Source organism: Desulfoluna sp., from assembly GCF_030145185.1.
Classification (GTDB): Bacteria; Desulfobacterota; Desulfobacteria; order Desulfobacterales; family Desulfolunaceae; genus Desulfoluna.
Genome location: NZ_JAQYWB010000053.1, coordinates 1 through 17,736, shown reverse-complemented (window position 1 = coordinate 17,736; position 17,736 = coordinate 1). Strand labels below are relative to the sequence as shown.

16 protein-coding genes are annotated in these 17,736 nt (G+C 50.9%); 12 read left to right on the top strand and 4 right to left on the bottom strand.

All coding sequences use genetic code 11. The features are described 5' to 3' along the window. Positions 1-177: 177 nt before the first annotated feature. The 9 genes from Q1Q75_RS16250 (at position 178) to Q1Q75_RS16210 (ending at position 13,061) form a co-directional block, all read left to right on the top strand. The gene (locus Q1Q75_RS16250) at positions 178-696 is read left to right on the top strand and encodes a transposase (RefSeq protein WP_300672755.1); all 519 of its coding nucleotides are present in this window, start codon (positions 178-180) and stop codon (positions 694-696) included. Between the two features lie 441 nt (positions 697-1,137). Then, positions 1,138-4,443: a DEAD/DEAH box helicase family protein gene (locus Q1Q75_RS16245; protein ID WP_300672754.1), complete on the top strand. Its 3,306-nt coding sequence runs from the start codon at positions 1,138-1,140 to the stop codon at positions 4,441-4,443. A gap of 78 nt (positions 4,444-4,521) precedes the next feature. Next, positions 4,522-5,226: a DNA-processing protein DprA gene (locus tag Q1Q75_RS16240; RefSeq protein ID WP_300672752.1), complete on the top strand. Its 705-nt coding sequence runs from the start codon at positions 4,522-4,524 to the stop codon at positions 5,224-5,226. A gap of 305 nt (positions 5,227-5,531) precedes the next feature. Next, positions 5,532-6,821 (top strand): AAA family ATPase, encoded by a 1,290-nt coding sequence (locus Q1Q75_RS16235; protein WP_300672750.1) that lies wholly within the window; start codon positions 5,532-5,534, stop codon positions 6,819-6,821. Then, positions 6,818-7,300, top strand: coding sequence for a hypothetical protein (locus Q1Q75_RS16230; RefSeq protein ID WP_300672748.1), 483 nt, complete (start codon positions 6,818-6,820; stop codon positions 7,298-7,300). The genes Q1Q75_RS16235 and Q1Q75_RS16230 overlap by 4 nt, the downstream gene beginning before the upstream one ends. Positions 7,301-8,086: 786 nt before the next feature. Continuing rightward, a complete protein-coding gene (locus tag Q1Q75_RS16225; RefSeq protein WP_300672746.1) occupies positions 8,087-8,401 on the top strand; it encodes a HigA family addiction module antitoxin in 315 nt (104 codons plus the stop codon). 253 nt (positions 8,402-8,654) lie between these two features. Then, positions 8,655-9,497 (top strand): HAD family hydrolase, encoded by an 843-nt coding sequence (locus tag Q1Q75_RS16220; RefSeq protein ID WP_300672744.1) that lies wholly within the window; start codon positions 8,655-8,657, stop codon positions 9,495-9,497. A gap of 713 nt (positions 9,498-10,210) precedes the next feature. Next, on the top strand, positions 10,211-11,806 hold the full coding sequence (locus tag Q1Q75_RS16215; RefSeq protein ID WP_300672742.1) for an alkaline phosphatase: 1,596 nt from the start codon (positions 10,211-10,213) through the stop codon (positions 11,804-11,806). Between the two features lie 58 nt (positions 11,807-11,864). Continuing rightward, positions 11,865-13,061, top strand: coding sequence for a YibE/F family protein (locus Q1Q75_RS16210; RefSeq protein WP_300672740.1), 1,197 nt, complete (start codon positions 11,865-11,867; stop codon positions 13,059-13,061). Here the strand turns inward: Q1Q75_RS16210 and Q1Q75_RS16205 are convergent. From Q1Q75_RS16205 to Q1Q75_RS16195, 3 genes are all read right to left on the bottom strand, one after another. Beyond that, positions 13,049-13,609 carry a rhodanese-like domain-containing protein gene (locus Q1Q75_RS16205; RefSeq protein ID WP_300672738.1) on the bottom strand — a complete coding sequence of 187 codons (561 nt, stop codon included), beginning with the start codon at positions 13,607-13,609 and terminating at the stop codon, positions 13,049-13,051. The genes Q1Q75_RS16210 and Q1Q75_RS16205 overlap by 13 nt on opposite strands. A 366-nt stretch (positions 13,610-13,975) precedes the next feature. Next, positions 13,976-14,176 (bottom strand): cold-shock protein, encoded by a 201-nt coding sequence (locus Q1Q75_RS16200; RefSeq protein WP_300672736.1) that lies wholly within the window; start codon positions 14,174-14,176, stop codon positions 13,976-13,978. A gap of 572 nt (positions 14,177-14,748) precedes the next feature. Then, positions 14,749-15,330: a uroporphyrinogen decarboxylase family protein gene (locus Q1Q75_RS16195; protein WP_300672734.1), complete on the bottom strand. Its 582-nt coding sequence runs from the start codon at positions 15,328-15,330 to the stop codon at positions 14,749-14,751. On the opposite strand from Q1Q75_RS16195, the gene Q1Q75_RS16190 reads away from it, so the two are divergent. Beyond that, positions 15,302-15,760, top strand: a complete 459-nt coding sequence (locus tag Q1Q75_RS16190; RefSeq protein ID WP_300672732.1) for a hypothetical protein — start codon at positions 15,302-15,304, stop codon at positions 15,758-15,760. The genes Q1Q75_RS16195 and Q1Q75_RS16190 overlap by 29 nt on opposite strands. Before the next feature lie 104 nt (positions 15,761-15,864). On the opposite strand, the gene Q1Q75_RS16185 is transcribed toward Q1Q75_RS16190, so the two are convergent. Beyond that, positions 15,865-16,065, bottom strand: a complete 201-nt coding sequence (locus Q1Q75_RS16185; RefSeq protein WP_300672729.1) for a cold-shock protein — start codon at positions 16,063-16,065, stop codon at positions 15,865-15,867. Positions 16,066-16,617: 552 nt separating this feature from the next. On the opposite strand from Q1Q75_RS16185, the gene Q1Q75_RS16180 reads away from it, so the two are divergent. Further along, entirely contained in the window at positions 16,618-17,040 is a 423-nt protein-coding gene (locus tag Q1Q75_RS16180) for a DUF2721 domain-containing protein (protein ID WP_300672727.1), read from the top strand. A 169-nt stretch (positions 17,041-17,209) separates the two neighbouring features. Further along, positions 17,210-17,401, top strand: a complete 192-nt coding sequence (locus tag Q1Q75_RS16175; RefSeq protein WP_300672725.1) for a hypothetical protein — start codon at positions 17,210-17,212, stop codon at positions 17,399-17,401. The last annotated feature ends 335 nt before the right edge of the window (positions 17,402-17,736 follow it).

Genomic DNA, 17,736 nt, shown 5'->3' with positions numbered 1-17,736 from the left:
GGAGCAACCGACCATGCCGGGTCGATGTTGCATTATCGGAATTTATGTAATTTTCATCGGTGTGGTTATCCCGAATGCCAGATGGGCACGCTTCGCGCTTTGCCCATCCTACGGGTTGTCGTGGTGCGGGCGGTGAGGGTGTTTGACGGGAAATGAACCCGATGATGGGGGGATACCATGGATTATCGACGGTTTTATCAATCGGGGGCGTGGTATTTTTTTACGGTGGTCACGCAAGATCGGCGGCCTTTGCTTGTTGAGCATATTGACCGGTTGCGTGAGTCGTTTCGGTTGTGTGTGGCCCGGTATCCCTTTGAAATCGAAGCAATGGTCGTGTTGCCGGATCATTTGCATACGTTGTGGCGGCTTCCTGATGGTGATGATGACTTTTCGACACGGTGGATGGTGATTAAGCGCCATTTCTCAACGGGGATGCCGGGGTATGACGTCAGCTTTTCCAAGGCTAAAAAGCGGGAGAAGGGGATCTGGCAACGGCGCTTTTGGGAACACATCATACGCGATGAAGAGGACTGGCGACGCCACGTGGATTATATTCATTATAATCCGGTGAAGCATGGGTATGTTTCCAAACCCGAGGATTGGGAGTACAGTTCATTTCAACAGGCTGTTCGCAAGGGGTGGTATGAGTCGGGGGTGGAGATCGAGGATCATTCCATTGTGATGGCTTTTGAGTAGAACGGGTTCATCATCGGTGACGGTGGCATGGTGTTTGCCATGGGAGCCTTTGGTGTTGCATGAATCCCATACCGAGGTTGCATCGTGAACCTGTAGGATGGGCAAAGGTAGTGCCGTGCCCATCTGGCGCTGGTGCAACCGATTACGCCGGAGAGATTTGCATTGCCAGAATTCATGTGATTTTCATCGTTGTGGGTATCCCGAATGTCAGATGGGCACGCTTCGCGCTTTGCCCATCCTACGGGACCTTCGCAATAGCACCGGTAATTTTCAAAGACGAATTCCACGTCTGACCTTCACTATTACCGTTTACGTAAACGCCGCAGCGCTTTGCCCGAGGTACGAGGGGCAAAGCGCTGCGGCAACCCGCTTTCAAGGTGGCTCCACCTTGCCGCCGGAGGCACGGTTTTTGATTTTCCAACCAACTAAGGATGATGCCGCATGAGTTATTACGGTGGAGACAAGGCCAGGGAATTTGTTTTTCAAAATGAGATGATCAGCCAGATGATTGAGAACGGCTGGATGTTGGGGAAGGCGGAGAATTACAACCGCGAGTTGGCGCTGTATGATGATGATTTGCTGGGGTTTGTGAAGGAGACCCAGGGGAAGCAGTGGGAAAAATACGAAAAATTGTATCCCAACGATCCTGAGGGGACCTTTTTAAAACGGGTGGCGGCGCAGCTGAACAAGGCGGATCCGAATGCGGCGCATAAGGAGATGCGGACCTTTGGGACGTTGGGGGCGCTTCGGCATGAGATCAGGGATCGGGGGACGCGGTTTCGGCTGTGTCAGTTTCGGCCGGAGCACGGGTTGAACCCGGAGACGTTGGCGCGGTATGAGAAGAACCGATTTCGGGTGGTCCCGGAGGTGGTGTACAGCCCCTGGGCCACGGACGCGCATCTGGCGGAGACGGGGGTGAAGGCCAAGGCGTGGCGCATTGATTTGGTGCTTTTTGTTAATGGCCTGCCGGTGACGACGATGGAGTTGAAGTCTGAGTTCAAGCAGGCGGTGCAGAACGCGATCACGCAGTACAAAACCACGCGATTTCCGGTGGATCCGATCACCCGAAAGGCGGAACCGTTGCTGACCTTTAAGCGGGGGGCGCTGGTTCACTTTGCGGTGAGTCAGTACGATGTGTTTATGACCACGCGCCTTGCCGGGAATGAGACGTTCTTTCTGCCTTTTAACAAGGGCACGAAGGATGGGGGTGCTGGAAATGATGTGCCCGAGGATGTGAACCGGTATGCCACGGAGTATCTGTGGAACGAGGTGCTGCTGCCCGACAACCTTTTGAATATCCTTGCCCGGTATGTTCATCTTCAGATTGAAGAAAAAGAGGATTGGGAGGGGCGCAAATTTAAGAAAGAGACAATGATCTTTCCGCGGTATCACCAGTGGGACGTGGTGAATAAGCTGATTTCTGCGGCGCGGAAGGAAGGGCCGGGGTACAAGTACCTGATCCAGCACAGCGCGGGGTCGGGGAAATCCAACTCCATTGCGTGGACGGCCCATCAGCTGTCGTCGCTGTATACCGAGGCGGGGCACAAGCAATTTGATTCGGTGATTATTGTCACGGATCGGACGGTGCTGGACGCGCAGCTCCAAGACACCATTTATCAGTTCGAGCATGTGGACGGGGTGGTGGGGCGGATCAACAACAATGAGGGGAACGGGTCGAAGTCGGAAAAACTGGCGGCGGCGCTGACGAACTCTCAACCGATTATCATTGTAACGATCCAGACCTTTCCCTTTGTTTTAAAAGCCATTGAAAATGACGTGAGTTTAAAGGAACGGCATTATGCGGTGATTGCCGATGAAGCGCATTCCTCGCAGACCGGGTCCACGGCCCGCCAGCTTAAAGAGGTGTTGATGATCGACGCCGAGGCAGGCGATGACGACGAGCTCTCCTCTGACGATATTTTGGATGCGGTGGTTGCCTCCCGCAGGGCCTCTTCCAACCTCAGCTATTTTGCGTTTACTGCCACCCCAAAGACGAAAACCCTGGAACTCTTTGGCCGCCTGCCGAACCCTTTAGAACCCTCGTCCAAGACCAACATGCCGGTGCCGTATCATGTGTACAGCATGCGGCAGGCCATCGAAGAGGGGTTTATCCTTGATGTGTTAAAAAATTACACCAATTACAAGGTTGCCTACAATCTGGCCCTGGCCATCGAGAGTTCGGACCAAGAGGTGGAGAGCAAGAAGGCCAGGGTGAAGCTGGGCCAGTGGGTGCGCCTGCATGATTACAATATTTCTCAAAAAGTTCAGGTAATTGTCGAACATTTCAAGAACAATGTGATGGGGCTTTTGGGTGGACAGGCCAAGGCGATGCTGGTGACCAGCTCCCGGAAAGAGGCGGTGCGATACAAGCTGGGTTTTGACACATACATCACCGAGAAGGGTTACAAGAATATCCGTGCCATGGTGGCATTTTCAGCCGAGGTGGAGTTTAGCGAGAACGATCCCAACGCAGACGGGCTGCTGGGTGAAAAATTCACCGAGATGAATATGAATTCGCATCTTAAGGGTCGTGATATGCGCAAGGCCTTTGATTCCGATGATTACCAGGTGATGATCGTGGCCAACAAGTTCCAGACCGGGTTTGATCAGCCCAAGCTCTGCGCCATGTACGTGGACAAAAAGCTCGGCGGCGTGGAGTGCGTGCAGACCCTCTCCCGCATGAACCGGACCTACCCGGGCAAGGCCGACAGCGGCACCTTTGTCCTCGATTTTTTTAACGAACCCGATGTGATTCTGAAATCCTTTCAGGAGTATTACCAGACGGCGGAGCTGGCGGATGTCTCCAACCCGGACCTTATTTTTGACCTGTTTGATAAGTTACGCGAAGCAGGGATCTTTTTATGGCATGAGGTGGAGCAGTTCTGCGAGGCGTTTTTGCAGAAAAGCAAGAGCAGCGCCGCCATCGCCAACATCTGCAAGCCTGCCGTGGAGCGCTGGAAACATCGCTATACCTCGGCAAGCCAGGCATACAAAACCGCCAAAGAGATGTTTGAGCGTACCAAAAAAACAAAAGACCCGGTTCTCATCGCCAACGCCGAGAACAGCTTTAAGGAGTGCAAGAAGGAGAAAGACGCCCTTGAGATCTTTAAAAAGGATTTAAGCACCTTTGTCCGCTTCTATGAGTTCATGTCCCAGATCGTCGATTACGATGACAAGGATCTGGAAAAGCTCAGCCTCTATGCCCGCAACCTGCGCCCCATGCTGAGGGAGACCCTCCTCGATGACGATCAAATCGACCTCAACAGCGTGGTTCTGACCCACTACCGCCTCTCGGAGATCAGGCGACAGGACCTGAAACTAAGCGAAGACTCCTCAGAGTTCAAGCTGGAACCGGGCGAAGGCCTGGGCACGGCCAAGGCAAAAGACATCAAAGAAGAATTCATCTCTCAGATTATCACCCGTTTGAATGAGCTCTTCATCACCGATGAACTCACCACCAACGACATGGTGAGCTACGCCTACACCATCCGGGACAAGGTGATGGAAAACGACCTCGTTATGATGCAGATCGCCAACAACACCCCCGAACAGGCGATGCTGGGCGGCTTTCCCAAAGCCATTGATGATGCCGTGATGGACAGCGGCGAGGCCCATCAGAACCAGATGATGCAGCTGCTGTCGGACCCGGCAAGGGCGGCGGGGTTTGCGAGGGTGGTGTTTGATTTGTTGAATATGGGGGCAGGGGATAATCGAGATAAAAGCGTGCCTCCGGCGGGCAGGGGATAAATCCCCTGCACCCCAGGTTCGCAAATGCTCCGTCCCTTCGTTCCTCAGGAACGTCACATTTGCTGACGGGCTGCGCCCGTGGTCAACGGTATAGGGAACAAGGCCCTTCTGATGGGGGGTGGCGTGGCCATAGTCGGTTCCCGGAATGTGGACGTGGTGGGGGAAATGTTTACCACTAAAGCGGCGCAAGCGTGCGCGCAGAACAAGATGTCGGTGGTCTCTGGAGGAGCCCGAGGGGTGGATCAGGTGGCCATGAATTCGGCCCTTGAAGCAGGGGGCGTTTCCATCGGGGTTCTGGCAGAGAACCTGTTGAAAAAAAGTCTTGAGAAACACGCTCGTCATGCCATCTCTGATGGGCGTCTCCTCTTAATCTCTCCTTATCATCCCAATGCTCGGTTTACCGTGGGCGGTGCCATGGGGCGTAATAAGCTGGTGTACGCCATGGCTGATTTTGGTTTGGTGGTGAGCTCGGATTATAAAAAGGGGGGCACGTGGACGGGGGCTCAGGAAGAATTAAGGCGGAAAAATTATCGTCCTGTCTTTGTTCGAACAGGTGAAAATGTGCCGCTGGGCAATGAAAAATTGCTCGAAGCAGGGGCGCTTGAATGGCCCGAAGTCAACCAGTCCATGAATCTGAATGGTGAACTTCAGGTGTTGTCTCAGGAGACTCCCAGGAACCATCGCCAGGCCGTAGATTCGTCAGACAGTTTGTGTGAGTATATGGAAGCCGCAGCCAAAGCCAACAAAAACGATGCCGTGCCCCGGGTCTCGGATATAGAATAAATCTCGCCTTAAACCACACACTAAAATCCTTGGCCTGTGATATCTTCAAATTTGGCAAGCCCTTCACCCCTGGTGATGGGCTTGGCAAAGAGGTTTATATAAAGCTGTCTCTCTTATCCCTATCCACTCTTCAGGCTGTACACTCAGGCATTATCTTGATAAAAATGAGGCGGCAGTACGAAAATCTTTCGGTACAATGCTGGATTATGTTTGTTTAAAGAGGGTTGTCGCGGGTTGAGGGCTATTTTACTGATTCATTTTGGTGCAAAACGGGAATCGGTTCGGCAGATGAAGGGAGTGAGGCCATGTTGACCAATATCTATTTCGAACAGTTCAAAAGTTATGAGAAGGGCTTCCTTCGGCTGGCCCCCCTTACGTTGATGATTGGGGCGAATGCATCCGGTAAGAGCAATGCCCTTGAAGGGTTTCGGTTTTTGAGCTGGTTGAGTGAGGGGCAAAAGCTTTCTGTCCTTCGGCATCGGGTGGATGACTCTGATAAGGTTCTTCGTGGGAATATCAATGATTTACCGTATTTAAATTGGGGGTCTTTTACCCTCGGTTGTGATCTGGATGAGAGTCCGTGGAACCGTTTTCGGGTGACGGTTGACGTGCGGAAGGTGGATTTGCACATCAGTCAAGAGTCCATCTCCGGATCTGATATGGATGCCCCTCTCTACTCCATCGTGCACCCCTCTAAAGATGAGGACAGCGATATCACAGTTGTATACGATGATGGTGATTCGAATGGCGAAAAAGCCCAAATTACCTGTACAGATCAGATTGCCGTGATGTGCCAGCTTGAAAGCCCCGCCATTTATAACGGCAAGAGAGATCAGGTTACCATTCCAGAGACGGTCAAGCGATTTCAACAGGCTCTTACTCAGACTCTTTTTCTTGATCCGGTGCCTTCACGCATGCGGGAAGCCAGCTCTCCTGAGAAGACGCTTCGGTCCGACTGTGCCAACCTGTCGGGCGTCCTCAAGACCCTTTGCGATGATGGAGATTATTATCAGAAGATCATCCATTTTATTCGGAGTCTTCCAGAGCAGGATGTTCGAAGCATAAAGTTTTTCGAGTATGGCAGAGGCCGGATCTCTTTTGATCTTGTGGAGAGTTTTGGTGGGGTAGACAGAAATTGCCCCATGGAACTTCTTTCTGACGGTACCCTGCGGGTGCTTGCCATCGCCGTAGCCCTTTTTTCAGCGCCTGTCGGGTCAACTGTCGTGATTGAGGAGGTGGACAACGGAATCCATCCATCACGGGCAAAGCAACTTCTCGGTATGATGAAGGAAGAAGCAGGCCGACGAAATATTCGCCTTCTCCTGACCACTCACAATCCTGCCTTAATGGACGCTTTACCGGATGAATCCTTGGCCGATGTTGTTTTTTGTTATCGCGATCCTGAAAAAGGCGACAGTCGATTGATTCGTCTGGCCGATTTAGATGATTACCCCGGGCTGGTGGTGCAAGGCTCTCTTGGGGGCTTGGTGACCAACGGCGTTGTTGATCGATTCGCCAAGTTGCCCGTGGACCCGGAGTCGAAAAAGCAACAGGCCATGGACTGGATCTCCCGCATGCAGGGGGAAGAGACATGAACAGCATCTGCCTGATGGATACCAGTGTATGGTTGAACCTTCTGAATGTGCCGGGCAGAAATCAGGATAAAGCGAAGGTGATTGATGACTACAAGGTATACGTGGCATCAGGCTGCACGTTTATTCTTCCCATGGCAACGATTTTGGAGACGGGCAATCATATTGCCCAATGTGGGAGCGGGCGGGTGAGAAGAGCTGCCGCAGAGCGGTTTGTCGATGCGGTTAAGGGGGCCATCGAGGGATTTGCTCCCTGGAGGCCCAGTGATTTTCCTGATTCAAAAGAATTGGGTGCCTGGATTGATTCCTTCCCTCAGTTTGCCATGCAGAATAAATCTTCGGAGAAAACATCTGAAGGGACAAGCTTTGGCGATTTAAGTATCATCAAAGAATACGAAAAATGCTGCGCCAAGTGTTCCATGAGCGAGGTGTTTATCTGGTCGCTTGATTCGGACTTGTCGTCGTATCATCACAGGCCATAAGAAAGCTGTCGTTGAGATGGCTTTCCTTTGGTGGATAACAGAAATTTACAAGGGCTAACGGGGGGATGTATTTCCCCCGTTAGCCTTTTTTGATGTGGATTAAATTTTTTTTAAGGTGGGCGCGAATTCATTGAACGAGGGTATGAATAACAAACTTCCTAAAATAATCCGCATTATGCCGGATTACGGCCCCATCTGTTGCCGTTGTCAAGGTCATGAGATCCATGACGGCTGACGACATCAGCCATCAACGAATGGTTTTTTATAATTGCTGGAGCGCAGCGACTCCTCGAACCAAGCACGAAGAACCAAGAACGAAGAACATCCCTCCTGCGGCACCCTATTACCCAATTTTTGCCTACCACTCTCCAACTGGGACTTTCTCTTGTGCTGATTAGTATACCGATATTGTGAATGCCATTTCGGTGGCTTAGGCTCGATACGCTCATTGATCCTGTTATTGGTCAAATTGCTTTTGATGAGTAAGAAGGGGGCCACTGAATGAGGTGTGATGTGGGCGGGGCGCTTTGTTGTGTTTAAATTGATGGAGCGTAGCGACTCCTCGAACGAAAAACCAAGCACGAAGAACATTTTCATTTACATAAAAATCTGGTTCCTTATCCTCTCGACGCGGCGTTCTCTTCAGCTTGTCACATACCGTTGACATATTTAACCTCTCGGGTTACGCATGGTAAATCATCCAAACATAAAGAACTGAAAATATTCTATTATACGGGCGGTTAACTATATCGTTAATTATGATGATTACCATTAAAAGGACATAAAATGAGTAGAATGAAACGTCAACCGACTCATCCGGGAAAAATAATCAAAGAAGATTATTTAGTTCCCCTGTCTATCTCAATAAAAGATATGGCTTTAAACCTTGGAGTTTCCAGAAAAACTTTATCAAAGATAGTTAATGAAAAGGGCGCGGTTTCCCCAGACATGGCATTGCGTTTGTCGCGTGCCTTCGATACGACGCCTGAGTTATGGCTGAATTTGCAGACAAAATACGATCTATGGATTGCGGAACACGCATCTGATACGTGGCGGTTGGTAAAATCCATCTCCCCTAAATTGATACATCCTACACCATAAAATCAGCGAATCGGATGGCCGTTTTTTTCAGCCCCGGGAAAAGTTTTTTCCCAGCCACACGACACAAAATCGACATTCGTATCCCCTTAGGATCAGCCTCTGTTTCCTGTCGGGCTTGCTTTCCCATGCCCTCCTGTTTTATTGTGATTCCGTCTGTTTGTTCTTTTGACCCCGTGTCACAAAAACCTGTTTATCAAACCCACTCTTTTAGATCAGGCAAACGTTTTGCCCTTGTCTTAATGGAGGTTTTCCTGTGCCCAAACTGATTCCCATGGCTATTGCCTATGATTTTGATGGAACCCTGTCTCCGGGCAACATGCAGGAGTACGATTTTATTCCGCGGCTTAATGTGGCCTCCCGTGATTTCTGGGCGGAGGTGGATGCTTACGCCCGGGAAAACGATGCCGATCAGATTCTGGCGTACATGGGGTTGATGCTGAAAAAGGCGAAACAGCATGAGGTGCCGGTGAGGCGGGAAGATTTTCACGCCTTCGGGGCGGAGATCGCGCTGTTTGAGGGGGTGGAGGGGTGGTTTGACCGCATCAACGCTTATGGAAAAGAGAAAGGGGTGAAGATCAGTCATTATATTGTGTCGTCGGGGCTGCGTGAGATGATTCGTGGGACGGTGATCGCGGGGTGTTTTGATGCGATCTTTGCGTCGGGGTTCATGTATGACCATCATGGGATTGCCAGCTGGCCGGCCCTGGCCGTGAATTATACCACCAAGACCCAGTATCTGTTTCGCATTAACAAGGGGAGCCTGGATGTCCATGACCACTCCCGGATCAATAAGCATCTTCCCCAGGAGGAGCGGGTCGTTCCTTTTTCCAATATGGTGTTTATTGGAGACGGGGAGACGGATGTCCCGAGTATGCGTGTGGTGAAGAACATGGGCGGGCATGCCATTGCGGTGTATGTCCCTGGAAAAAGAGGGGCAAAAAGCATGGCCAGTACCTTTTTGACTGACGGGCGGGCCACTCTGATTGCTCCGGCCAATTATACAGCGGAGAGCCGCATGGACCAGAGCGTCAAGGCCATTATTGATAAGGTCGCAGGAAATGCGAAATTGAGTGAGCTGGCGAAGAAGCGGTTTTGAAAAAAAGCGTGCCTCCGGCGGCGAGGTGAGCCACCTCGAAAATAGAGCACAAAGCAAAAACAAAGGGATGACCACGAACCACACGAAAGGCACGAAAAAGGGCGAAGACCCAAACGCCCAACCCCAGTTTTCACCCGTCTTCCACTTTAACCCATCTGCGTTTATCTACGTTCATCTGCGGCTAATAAAAGGGTTGGCCGGTTTCAAAATATCTTTTATAGCCACATAATACCGGGACTGGTTGACTGAATATATTCGCAAGGTGATCTGGCCTGTTTCTCCCTTTAAGATGAAACTTAATCGTAATTATTCAGCCCAATCTACCTCACCCGCTAAATATCTGGGCTATCCCTTCATCCCTGATTTCAAAGACGCCAAAAATTCCTCTGCCTGATTTTCCGAAAAATTTAACCCGAGACGCAAGGCGTGGTCCCTTGGGAGCACGTCACGAACGACAGTCCACTTCTCTTTGATGGAAGAATTTTTTTCTCCATTCCCCTGGGATTCTCTATACAAGCGTTGCACCCTGCGGAACAACATATTACTATCTCCAAAATGGGTGAATAACACAGTCTGTGTCGGGCACAGCGTTGCCTTTGAACCGTCTGTGCGTTTCGACGTGCCCTCTCTACTGAATTCATCATGCCGGCCGTTGTGTTTCGATACCGCTGTCGACTGTTATCTGTAATGTTACAAAAGTAATGGAGAAATGCATGAAACTCTGTCAACGAGGCAAGAACGTCATTCGAATTGCGATGCTGTCAGCTGGTCTGGTGCTGATGGCCTCCGCTGCCTTTGCCACCAGCACGCCCAAGTATGTGTTTTATTTCATCGGTGACGGCATGGGCCCGGCTCAGCGTCAATCGGCTCAGTACTTCTACAAGCTGGAAACCAAAAACCCTGAGGCCCGGCTGATGATGAACAGCTTTCCCACCTCGGCCCTGGTGACCACCCACTCCGACAACACCCTGGTGACCGATTCCGCCGCCGGGGGGACCGCTCTTGCCACGGGCTTTAAAACCACCAACGGGGTGGTTTCAAAACTTCCCGACGGAACGAATCTCAAGACCATCGCAGAGGCAGCACGGGACGCCGGGTATGCGGTGGGGATCGCCACCACGACCCGCATCACCCATGCAACGCCCGCCTCATTTTCTGCGCATAACATGAGCCGGGGCAATGAAAACGAGATTGCCATTGACCAGCTGAATTCGAATTTCGATTACCTTGCCGGTGGCGGGTTTCGTCACTTCGTGGCCAAAGGCAACGCCGAGGGCCTTAAATCGAAACGAAAAGACGGGCGCGATCTGGTGGCTGAATTCAAAGCCAAGGGCTACCTTTCTTTTATCGGTGATAACGCGCGTGATGACTTTCGTTCCTATCATCCGAAAAAGGGGGACAAAGTTCTGGCACCTCTGGCCTACAGCGCCCTGGGGATGGAGATCGACCGTCGCAACAGCACCGTGAAGAAAAACGCCATGCCGGCACTTTCGGAGCTGACCGCCAAAGGGATCGAGGTCCTGGCGGCCCAGGAGAAGCCGTTTTTCATGATGGTTGAAGGGGGCCGCATCGACTATGCCGCTCACTGCAACGACGCCACGGGAACTATCTACGACACCCTGGCCCTCGACGCTGCCATCGTCGAAGCGTATGAGTTTTATAAGCAGCACCCCAAAGAGACGCTGATTGTTGTCGCGGCTGACCATGAAACCGGTGGGATGGCCATGGGGATCAGCCTGGATTCCAAAGGATACTTCCTGAAGCTGGACGAGCTGTTCAAAGTGAAGGTCTCAGTGGAAGATGTGCTGATGACCATTTATCCTGAGATGGTGAAAACCTATTCTGATGTGGCCAAACGTCAGAAGGCGTATCTTGGCTATGTGGCGGAGAATTTCGGTTTGACAGATCTCTCTGAGCGTGAGCTCAAGAAGCTGACATCTGCCATGGCCGTTGAGGATCGTAACCAGACCCTTGGGGCCGAGCAGCAGATTACCTACGGCTATGCGTATACACCGACCATGATTGCCGTGGCTCATATTGTCTCTGAGCGTGCCCGCATCAGTTGGACCTCTTATGTCCATACGGCGTCGGTGATTGCTCTGTCAGCCATTGGACCTCAGTCCGAGCAGTTTAATGGGTTTAAAGACAACACTGATTTGCCTCGAATCATGGCCAAACTCATGGGCGTCAAGCTCTCATCCTTTGACGCGGCTCCCTCCAGAGCGCTGCAGGGAGAGACCTTCGGCCCCAATAAGAAAGCCTCTGAATTGTCTTACGGCCACAACGAGAACGTCGCCGGCAAAAATTAATCGTTTATGTTGACCGGGGGAGGGCGAGTTCATCCGCTCTCCCCGGGCCGGAGCTACCATGGCAAAGCTGAAAGCCGTTTCGGTGTTGATTGTTCTCCTGATCATTTTATTTGCGCTGTTCTTCACCGGACAGCGCGGGACAGGGGAACCCGGCAATGTTTCTGAGCTGCCGGGGACCGTTATTGCTGTCGACAATGAGGCCATTCTTCAATCTGGAGCCGGGGCGGTCGGGGTGCAGACGGCAACCGTTGTGATCAGTGCCGGGGCGTGGAAAGGGCACCAGGTCGAGGCGGTCAATCACTTGAACGGGCAGCTGGAGATGGATGAAATCTATGTGCCTGGGGACAGGATTCTACTGGCCGTGCAGGAGGTGGATCATCAGATCACTGCGGCCCGGACCATCAACGGGTATCGGCAGAATTGGGAGCTGGTTCTCTTTGCGGTGTTTGCCGTGGCCCTTGTGGTGTATTCCCGGGTGATCGGTCTGAAGGCTCTGTTTTCCTTTGTCGCTGCTTTGGGTGTGCTGTGGCTCTTTTATATTCCCAATCTGCTGGCGGGGGTGGCTCCTCTTCCTTTGAGCCTGGCGGTGCTGGTGCTCTTGTCCATGGTGATTATTTTATCAGTGGCCGGGATCACGCGTCATGGTATTGCTGCTTTTTTGGGGACGGTGTGCGGGCTGGGGGGGACGCTTGGGTTGACGCTTTTCTTCGGGGAGAAGCTTTCGCTGGGTGGGATGACAACACCGTTTTCTACGACTCTGCTGGTTCAGGGTGGCTACGGGTTGAACTTTCAGCATATTTTTTACTCGGCGGTGCTGCTCGGGGCGTCTGGGGCCGCCATGGACATTGCCATGGATGTCAGTGTTTCGATGAACGAGATCAAGTCCAAACGCTCCGATATCGGTATGCGTGAACTTATTGAATCCGGTTTTAATGTCGGGAGGATGGTGATTGGCACCATGTCCACGACCCTTCTTCTGGCCTATTCGGGGGGCTATCTGACGATGCTGATGGTCTTTGTTTCCCAGGGCACCAGCGTCACACGGATTGTTAACATGAAAATGGTGGCCGCCGAAATTTTCAGAATTCTTATCGGCAGCATCGGACTGTTGATGGTGGCCCCTGTGACGGCGGTGATCGCCGGTGTGCTTTTGACTGGGGGAGACGCAGTCTGGCGAGTGCGGCCTTTGGTTCCAGAGTCCGATGAGGTGGCTCCTGCCCGGGAAGAGCCCTTGGAAAACCTTCAGGGCAGGTAAAGAAGGGCGGGATCGAGGTCGTAGGTCCAGGGTGCGCCAGCATTCTTCCAGCCGTTCAGCATTCGCTTTCCGTCGTTGTTATGTCCTCTTTCTCTGATTTTATCCCCCTCAAATCCGTCGATGATGTTGTAAACCCGCGTGAATCCCACCTCTGCCAGCGCATTGACCGCCATGGCGCTTCGTCCGCCGGAGCGGCACATGAGCAGGAGGAGGGCGTCTTGTTTAAACTGGTTTTTTATCTGGCTGATAAAGTCTGAATTCGGTGTCATGGCGATCCTTTCCCATGTGGGCTCAAGGAACATGACGGGGATATTTCGGGCCATGGGGGCGTGGCCGACGAGCATGTATTCTTCCTGGGTTCGTACATCCAGGACAATCGTTTGCTCTGGATGTGCCTGCCACAGGGTCCAGGCCTCGGTGGCAGTGAGGTAGAGGCCAAGGTTTGTCTGTTTATTTAAAGGCACCCCGGGCGATTCGGCCAGGGCTACCGCAGCGGGCGTGTGCAGGAAGACGAGAAGAAGGAGACTGGCTACTATTCGGAGGTGCATGGGTGGCTCCTGTCAGGCAATTTAAATGGATAGGACCTCTCTTCGCCTGGGTGGGGCGAGAAAGGGGCCTGTTTATTTGGCCCTGGTGTGGGGTAAGTGGGTTCTGGAGTCAAATCGACAATCTTGATGATTTTGGTATGGAATATAGACATAAAGAGGGGCGTTTTCAAGACTTTTGTAGGAAATCATCAGCCATTGATCGCACAGAGGAGACTCTCGAGGAGGGTGGTTTGGGCTCTATTGCCTTTGTCTCGCACTGAACTTAGTGACTTTCTGATAAAAAAAGGCACCTTAGCTAAAAGCCAAGGTGCCTTAAATATTTTTAAAAGCAGTTTAACCCCGAAGGATTAATCGGCCTTAAAATATCTACTGAACGGTTACGTTGACAGCAGAAGGACCTTTCTGGCCCTGCTCGATGTCAAATGTAACGCGATCGCCTTCCTGGAGAGTTTTAAAGCCAGTAGCATTGATACCTGAGTGATGTACGAATACATCGGGTCCATTTTCCTGCTCGATAAAACCAAAACCTTTTGATTCGTTAAACCATTTTACGATTCCATTAGACATAGTGACTTTTCCTTAGATAAAAGTTTTTTATTATTTGTTCGATACTTCAGGTGTTGCCACTTCTTAAAATGGATATTCCTTTAGATAACGAAACACAAAAGCCTCCGGTGAGGCACTGAAAACGTATACTCTACGAATTTTCGTAAATGGTCAAGCCTTTTTTTGATGTTTATTTAAATAATTGAGCGCGGTGGCGGAGAGGTTGCTTGAATAACAGGTAAAATTACAAGGGTCCTGGTTGATAATGTGACTTTTTTATATGGCGAAGGGGCCTGTCATTCGGAGCGTTTCGCTGTTTGTCGTGGGTTCGCTGTGTCTCGATATCTGGGGGCGACCTGTTCCATGGTTTGTGCGTGATGCCCTTGCAATAAATTGGGTCTCATACGCTCCAACCATCTTTTTTACCTTGTTTTTAGTAGGTAAGGGTCGTTGCGGAAAAAATGTGGAGGTCGTTGCTATTTATCTTTGTTCTGTAGAGAGGTTGGATTGACAATGGAATTGTACTGGTTTTTTTATGCGAGGCATGTTTCAAGGCGGATGAGAGGCTCGCTTGTGTCCGCCCTTTATCCATGTCAGGCCATGGAATACTGGCCAAATTCAACGGCGGCTTCCAGCATCGCAATGACGTTTTCCGGGAAAACGTCGGACTGCATGTTGTGGATAGAGCCCAGGATATAGCCGCCACCGGGGGCGAGATCTCCAATACGTTTGGCCACTTCCTTACGGACATCTTCGACGCTGCCATTGGGGAGCACGTCAAAGGTGTCGATACCGCCCCAGAAGGAGAGGTGCTTGCCAAAGCGTTCTTTGAGTTTGTCTGTCTCCATGCCGGTGGCAGAGACCTGGATCGGATTGAGGATATCCACGCCCACTTCAACCAGATCATCCAGGAGGGAAGTGACGGCACCGCAGCTGTGGTAGTAGAACTTTGCCTGGGTCATGCTTTTAATGTATCCGAAGAGTTCGGCCTGGTATGGCTTGATAAACTCTCGGTACATGGGAAGTGACATGAACGGGGAATTTTGCATGGCCAGGTCGTCGGCGCATTGGAAGACGTCGATGAAATCACCGGCCTGCTCAAGAAAAAGGCGTGCGTTCTCTTTTCGCATATCGCAAGCCTTGCGCATGAGGGCGTGGGCAAAGTCTTTTCTCATCGTCCTTGCGTTTTACGCCCCATTGGTCTGTAAATATTTCACACCCGTCCTCGGCGAACTCTCTGGGCTTGTCGTTGCCCAGAACGGCAAGATTGCGGGGTCTGACCTGGCGGAAATCCGCGTCAAATTTTTTGAGGAAATATTCGTCGATGTAGGCGGTCTGCCAGACTTTGGACATGACCTGGGTGGGGATATCTCCTTTCCCAAGTTTTTTCTTGAAGGCTTCATAGCCGCTGAGCATCAAGGTGGTGTTGCGCTTACCCAAATCGATGGGGACCCGATCCGGTTCTTCGTGGTTCAAGGCGGTGGGGAAAGGTTATGGGGAAGATACAGGGGAAATACGAGACAGGTTAAGGCGATGCATGTATACAGAGTTTATAGTAAGGTGGAGAAACCAGGAAGGGGGGTGATCATCTTCAATTTCGCGTGATAAATATATTGGATTGGGAAGAGTGGAGCAAGATTAGGAGGGTATTCAGGATTTCAGGGCGTAAAAAAAGGCACTTCGACAAAGAGCCGAAGTGCCTTAAAAAGCTATGCTACAGTTACGTTCACAGCGGCGGGACCTTTCTGGCCCTGCTCAATGTCAAAAGTAACACGTGCGCCTTCTTCAAGTGACTTGAACCCAGAGGCATTGATGCCTGAGTGGTGTACGAAAACATCGGGTCCATTTTCCTGCTCAATAAAACCAAAACCTTTAGAGTCATTAAACCATTTTACGATTCCATTAGCCATGAGTGACTTTCCTTTACTTGATAAATTTAAAGTTGTTCGATAGTTCAGGTGTTGCCACTTTCTTTTAAATGGATATTCCTAAATAACGAAACACATCGTCTCAACTGAGACACTGGAGCGCATTGTCATTGAACTCGTAAAAAAGGTCAAGACTTTTTTTTGCATTTTTTAAAAATATTGATTCCGCCGGGCGCATGCAGCGCGGAATAATGGCCATGTGCCTTTAGTAATCCTCTCAAATTATTGATTTATCCGCCTGAAATAGGCTCGCCAGGGCAGAGACGGGAAGGCTGGGGAGGCCGGGGCAATCATGGCGTGAAAGATGGCCTGTTACCTGGTTTTGTGGTGAAAGGTGGCCTGTCACCTGTTTGGCAAGGCACAGCCACCGCAGTGTCTGGTTTGATCTGGGGGAGGGCCGTCAGTAGCTTATTTAGAAGGTCAGTAACTGACGTCCCCCTTGATTCCAGGCGGGCAAGGGGGTATTCAGTGGCAGGCGTGTTTATCCCTCTTGTATGGATTGTTTATTTTTTCAGGGCTAACCCCGGAGGTCCCATGAATCTTACCACCCCAGCATTGTTGTTTCCTGCCATTTCCCTTCTCTTTCTTGCTTACACGAATCGATTTCTCGTGTTGGCGCAGCTGATTCGCCAGCTCCACGACCGGGAGGGGGATCACGTTCGGGAGATGGTGTATCGCCAGATAGATAATCTTAAAAAACGAATCTCCCTGATTCGCTGGATGCAGGGATTGGGCGTTTTGGCTTTCCTGCTCTGCGCCTTGGCCATGTTTTTCCTGTTTATAAAGATGGAGTTTGTGGCGGAGGTGCATTTTGGTTTCAGCCTGCTGTTCCTTGTGCTCTCCCTGGTGGTCTCCCTTTATGAAATTGCCATCAGCACCCAGGCGATACAGATTGAGTTGGAAGACCTGGCGATGCATCATCCTGATTCGGCAGGGGTCTCGAAGGAAGCACGGTAAGTGGCCTGTGCGGCGGATCGGCTGAATAGACTTTTGGGGTGACCGTGAGCTTCAGGGGAAGGGCTCTGTGATACGTGGGCGTATTTATTTACATTTCAAACGGGTTACGGTATGATCGTCACATGTCTTTCAACCCAAGTCCCCCCTTATCAGAAACAAGGAGAGAGCCATGATATGTGCCGCATCGAACTTGGACACCGGAAAACTAGGCGCCATTAAAACCCTGGAACAGGAAATCGGTAAAACCATTGTGGCGTACTCCTGTTCAGACCCCAAGCCCAGTAATTTAACCGAGGAAGAAATTCGAAAAATCAAGGCCCTTGAAGAAAAATTGGCTGTGACTCTCGTTGCGTTTAATTAAAACGGGCCGATCCGTTCAGTAAAAATGTATAAAAAAACACCCTTCATGTGACGGGGGTGTTTTTTTGTTTTTTCCTGCTTGACTCCAGGGGGTGCCTTCGTTACCCTTCGCGTCTTTGCCCTTAACCCGGATATTTCATGTGAAAACAATCAGGGCTAAGGAATAATTTGTAATTACAGATCTTTGCAGTCATATTTTCAGTCGTTTCAAAAATGCAAAATGTAATCCACGGTATTCTGTCTGATTTTCTCACCCTTCGGGCGCGCCGGGTGCACTCATCTGCCGCGTTATCAGAGCTTTGAGGTAAACCACTACATCTTCAGCTCTGATGCCTT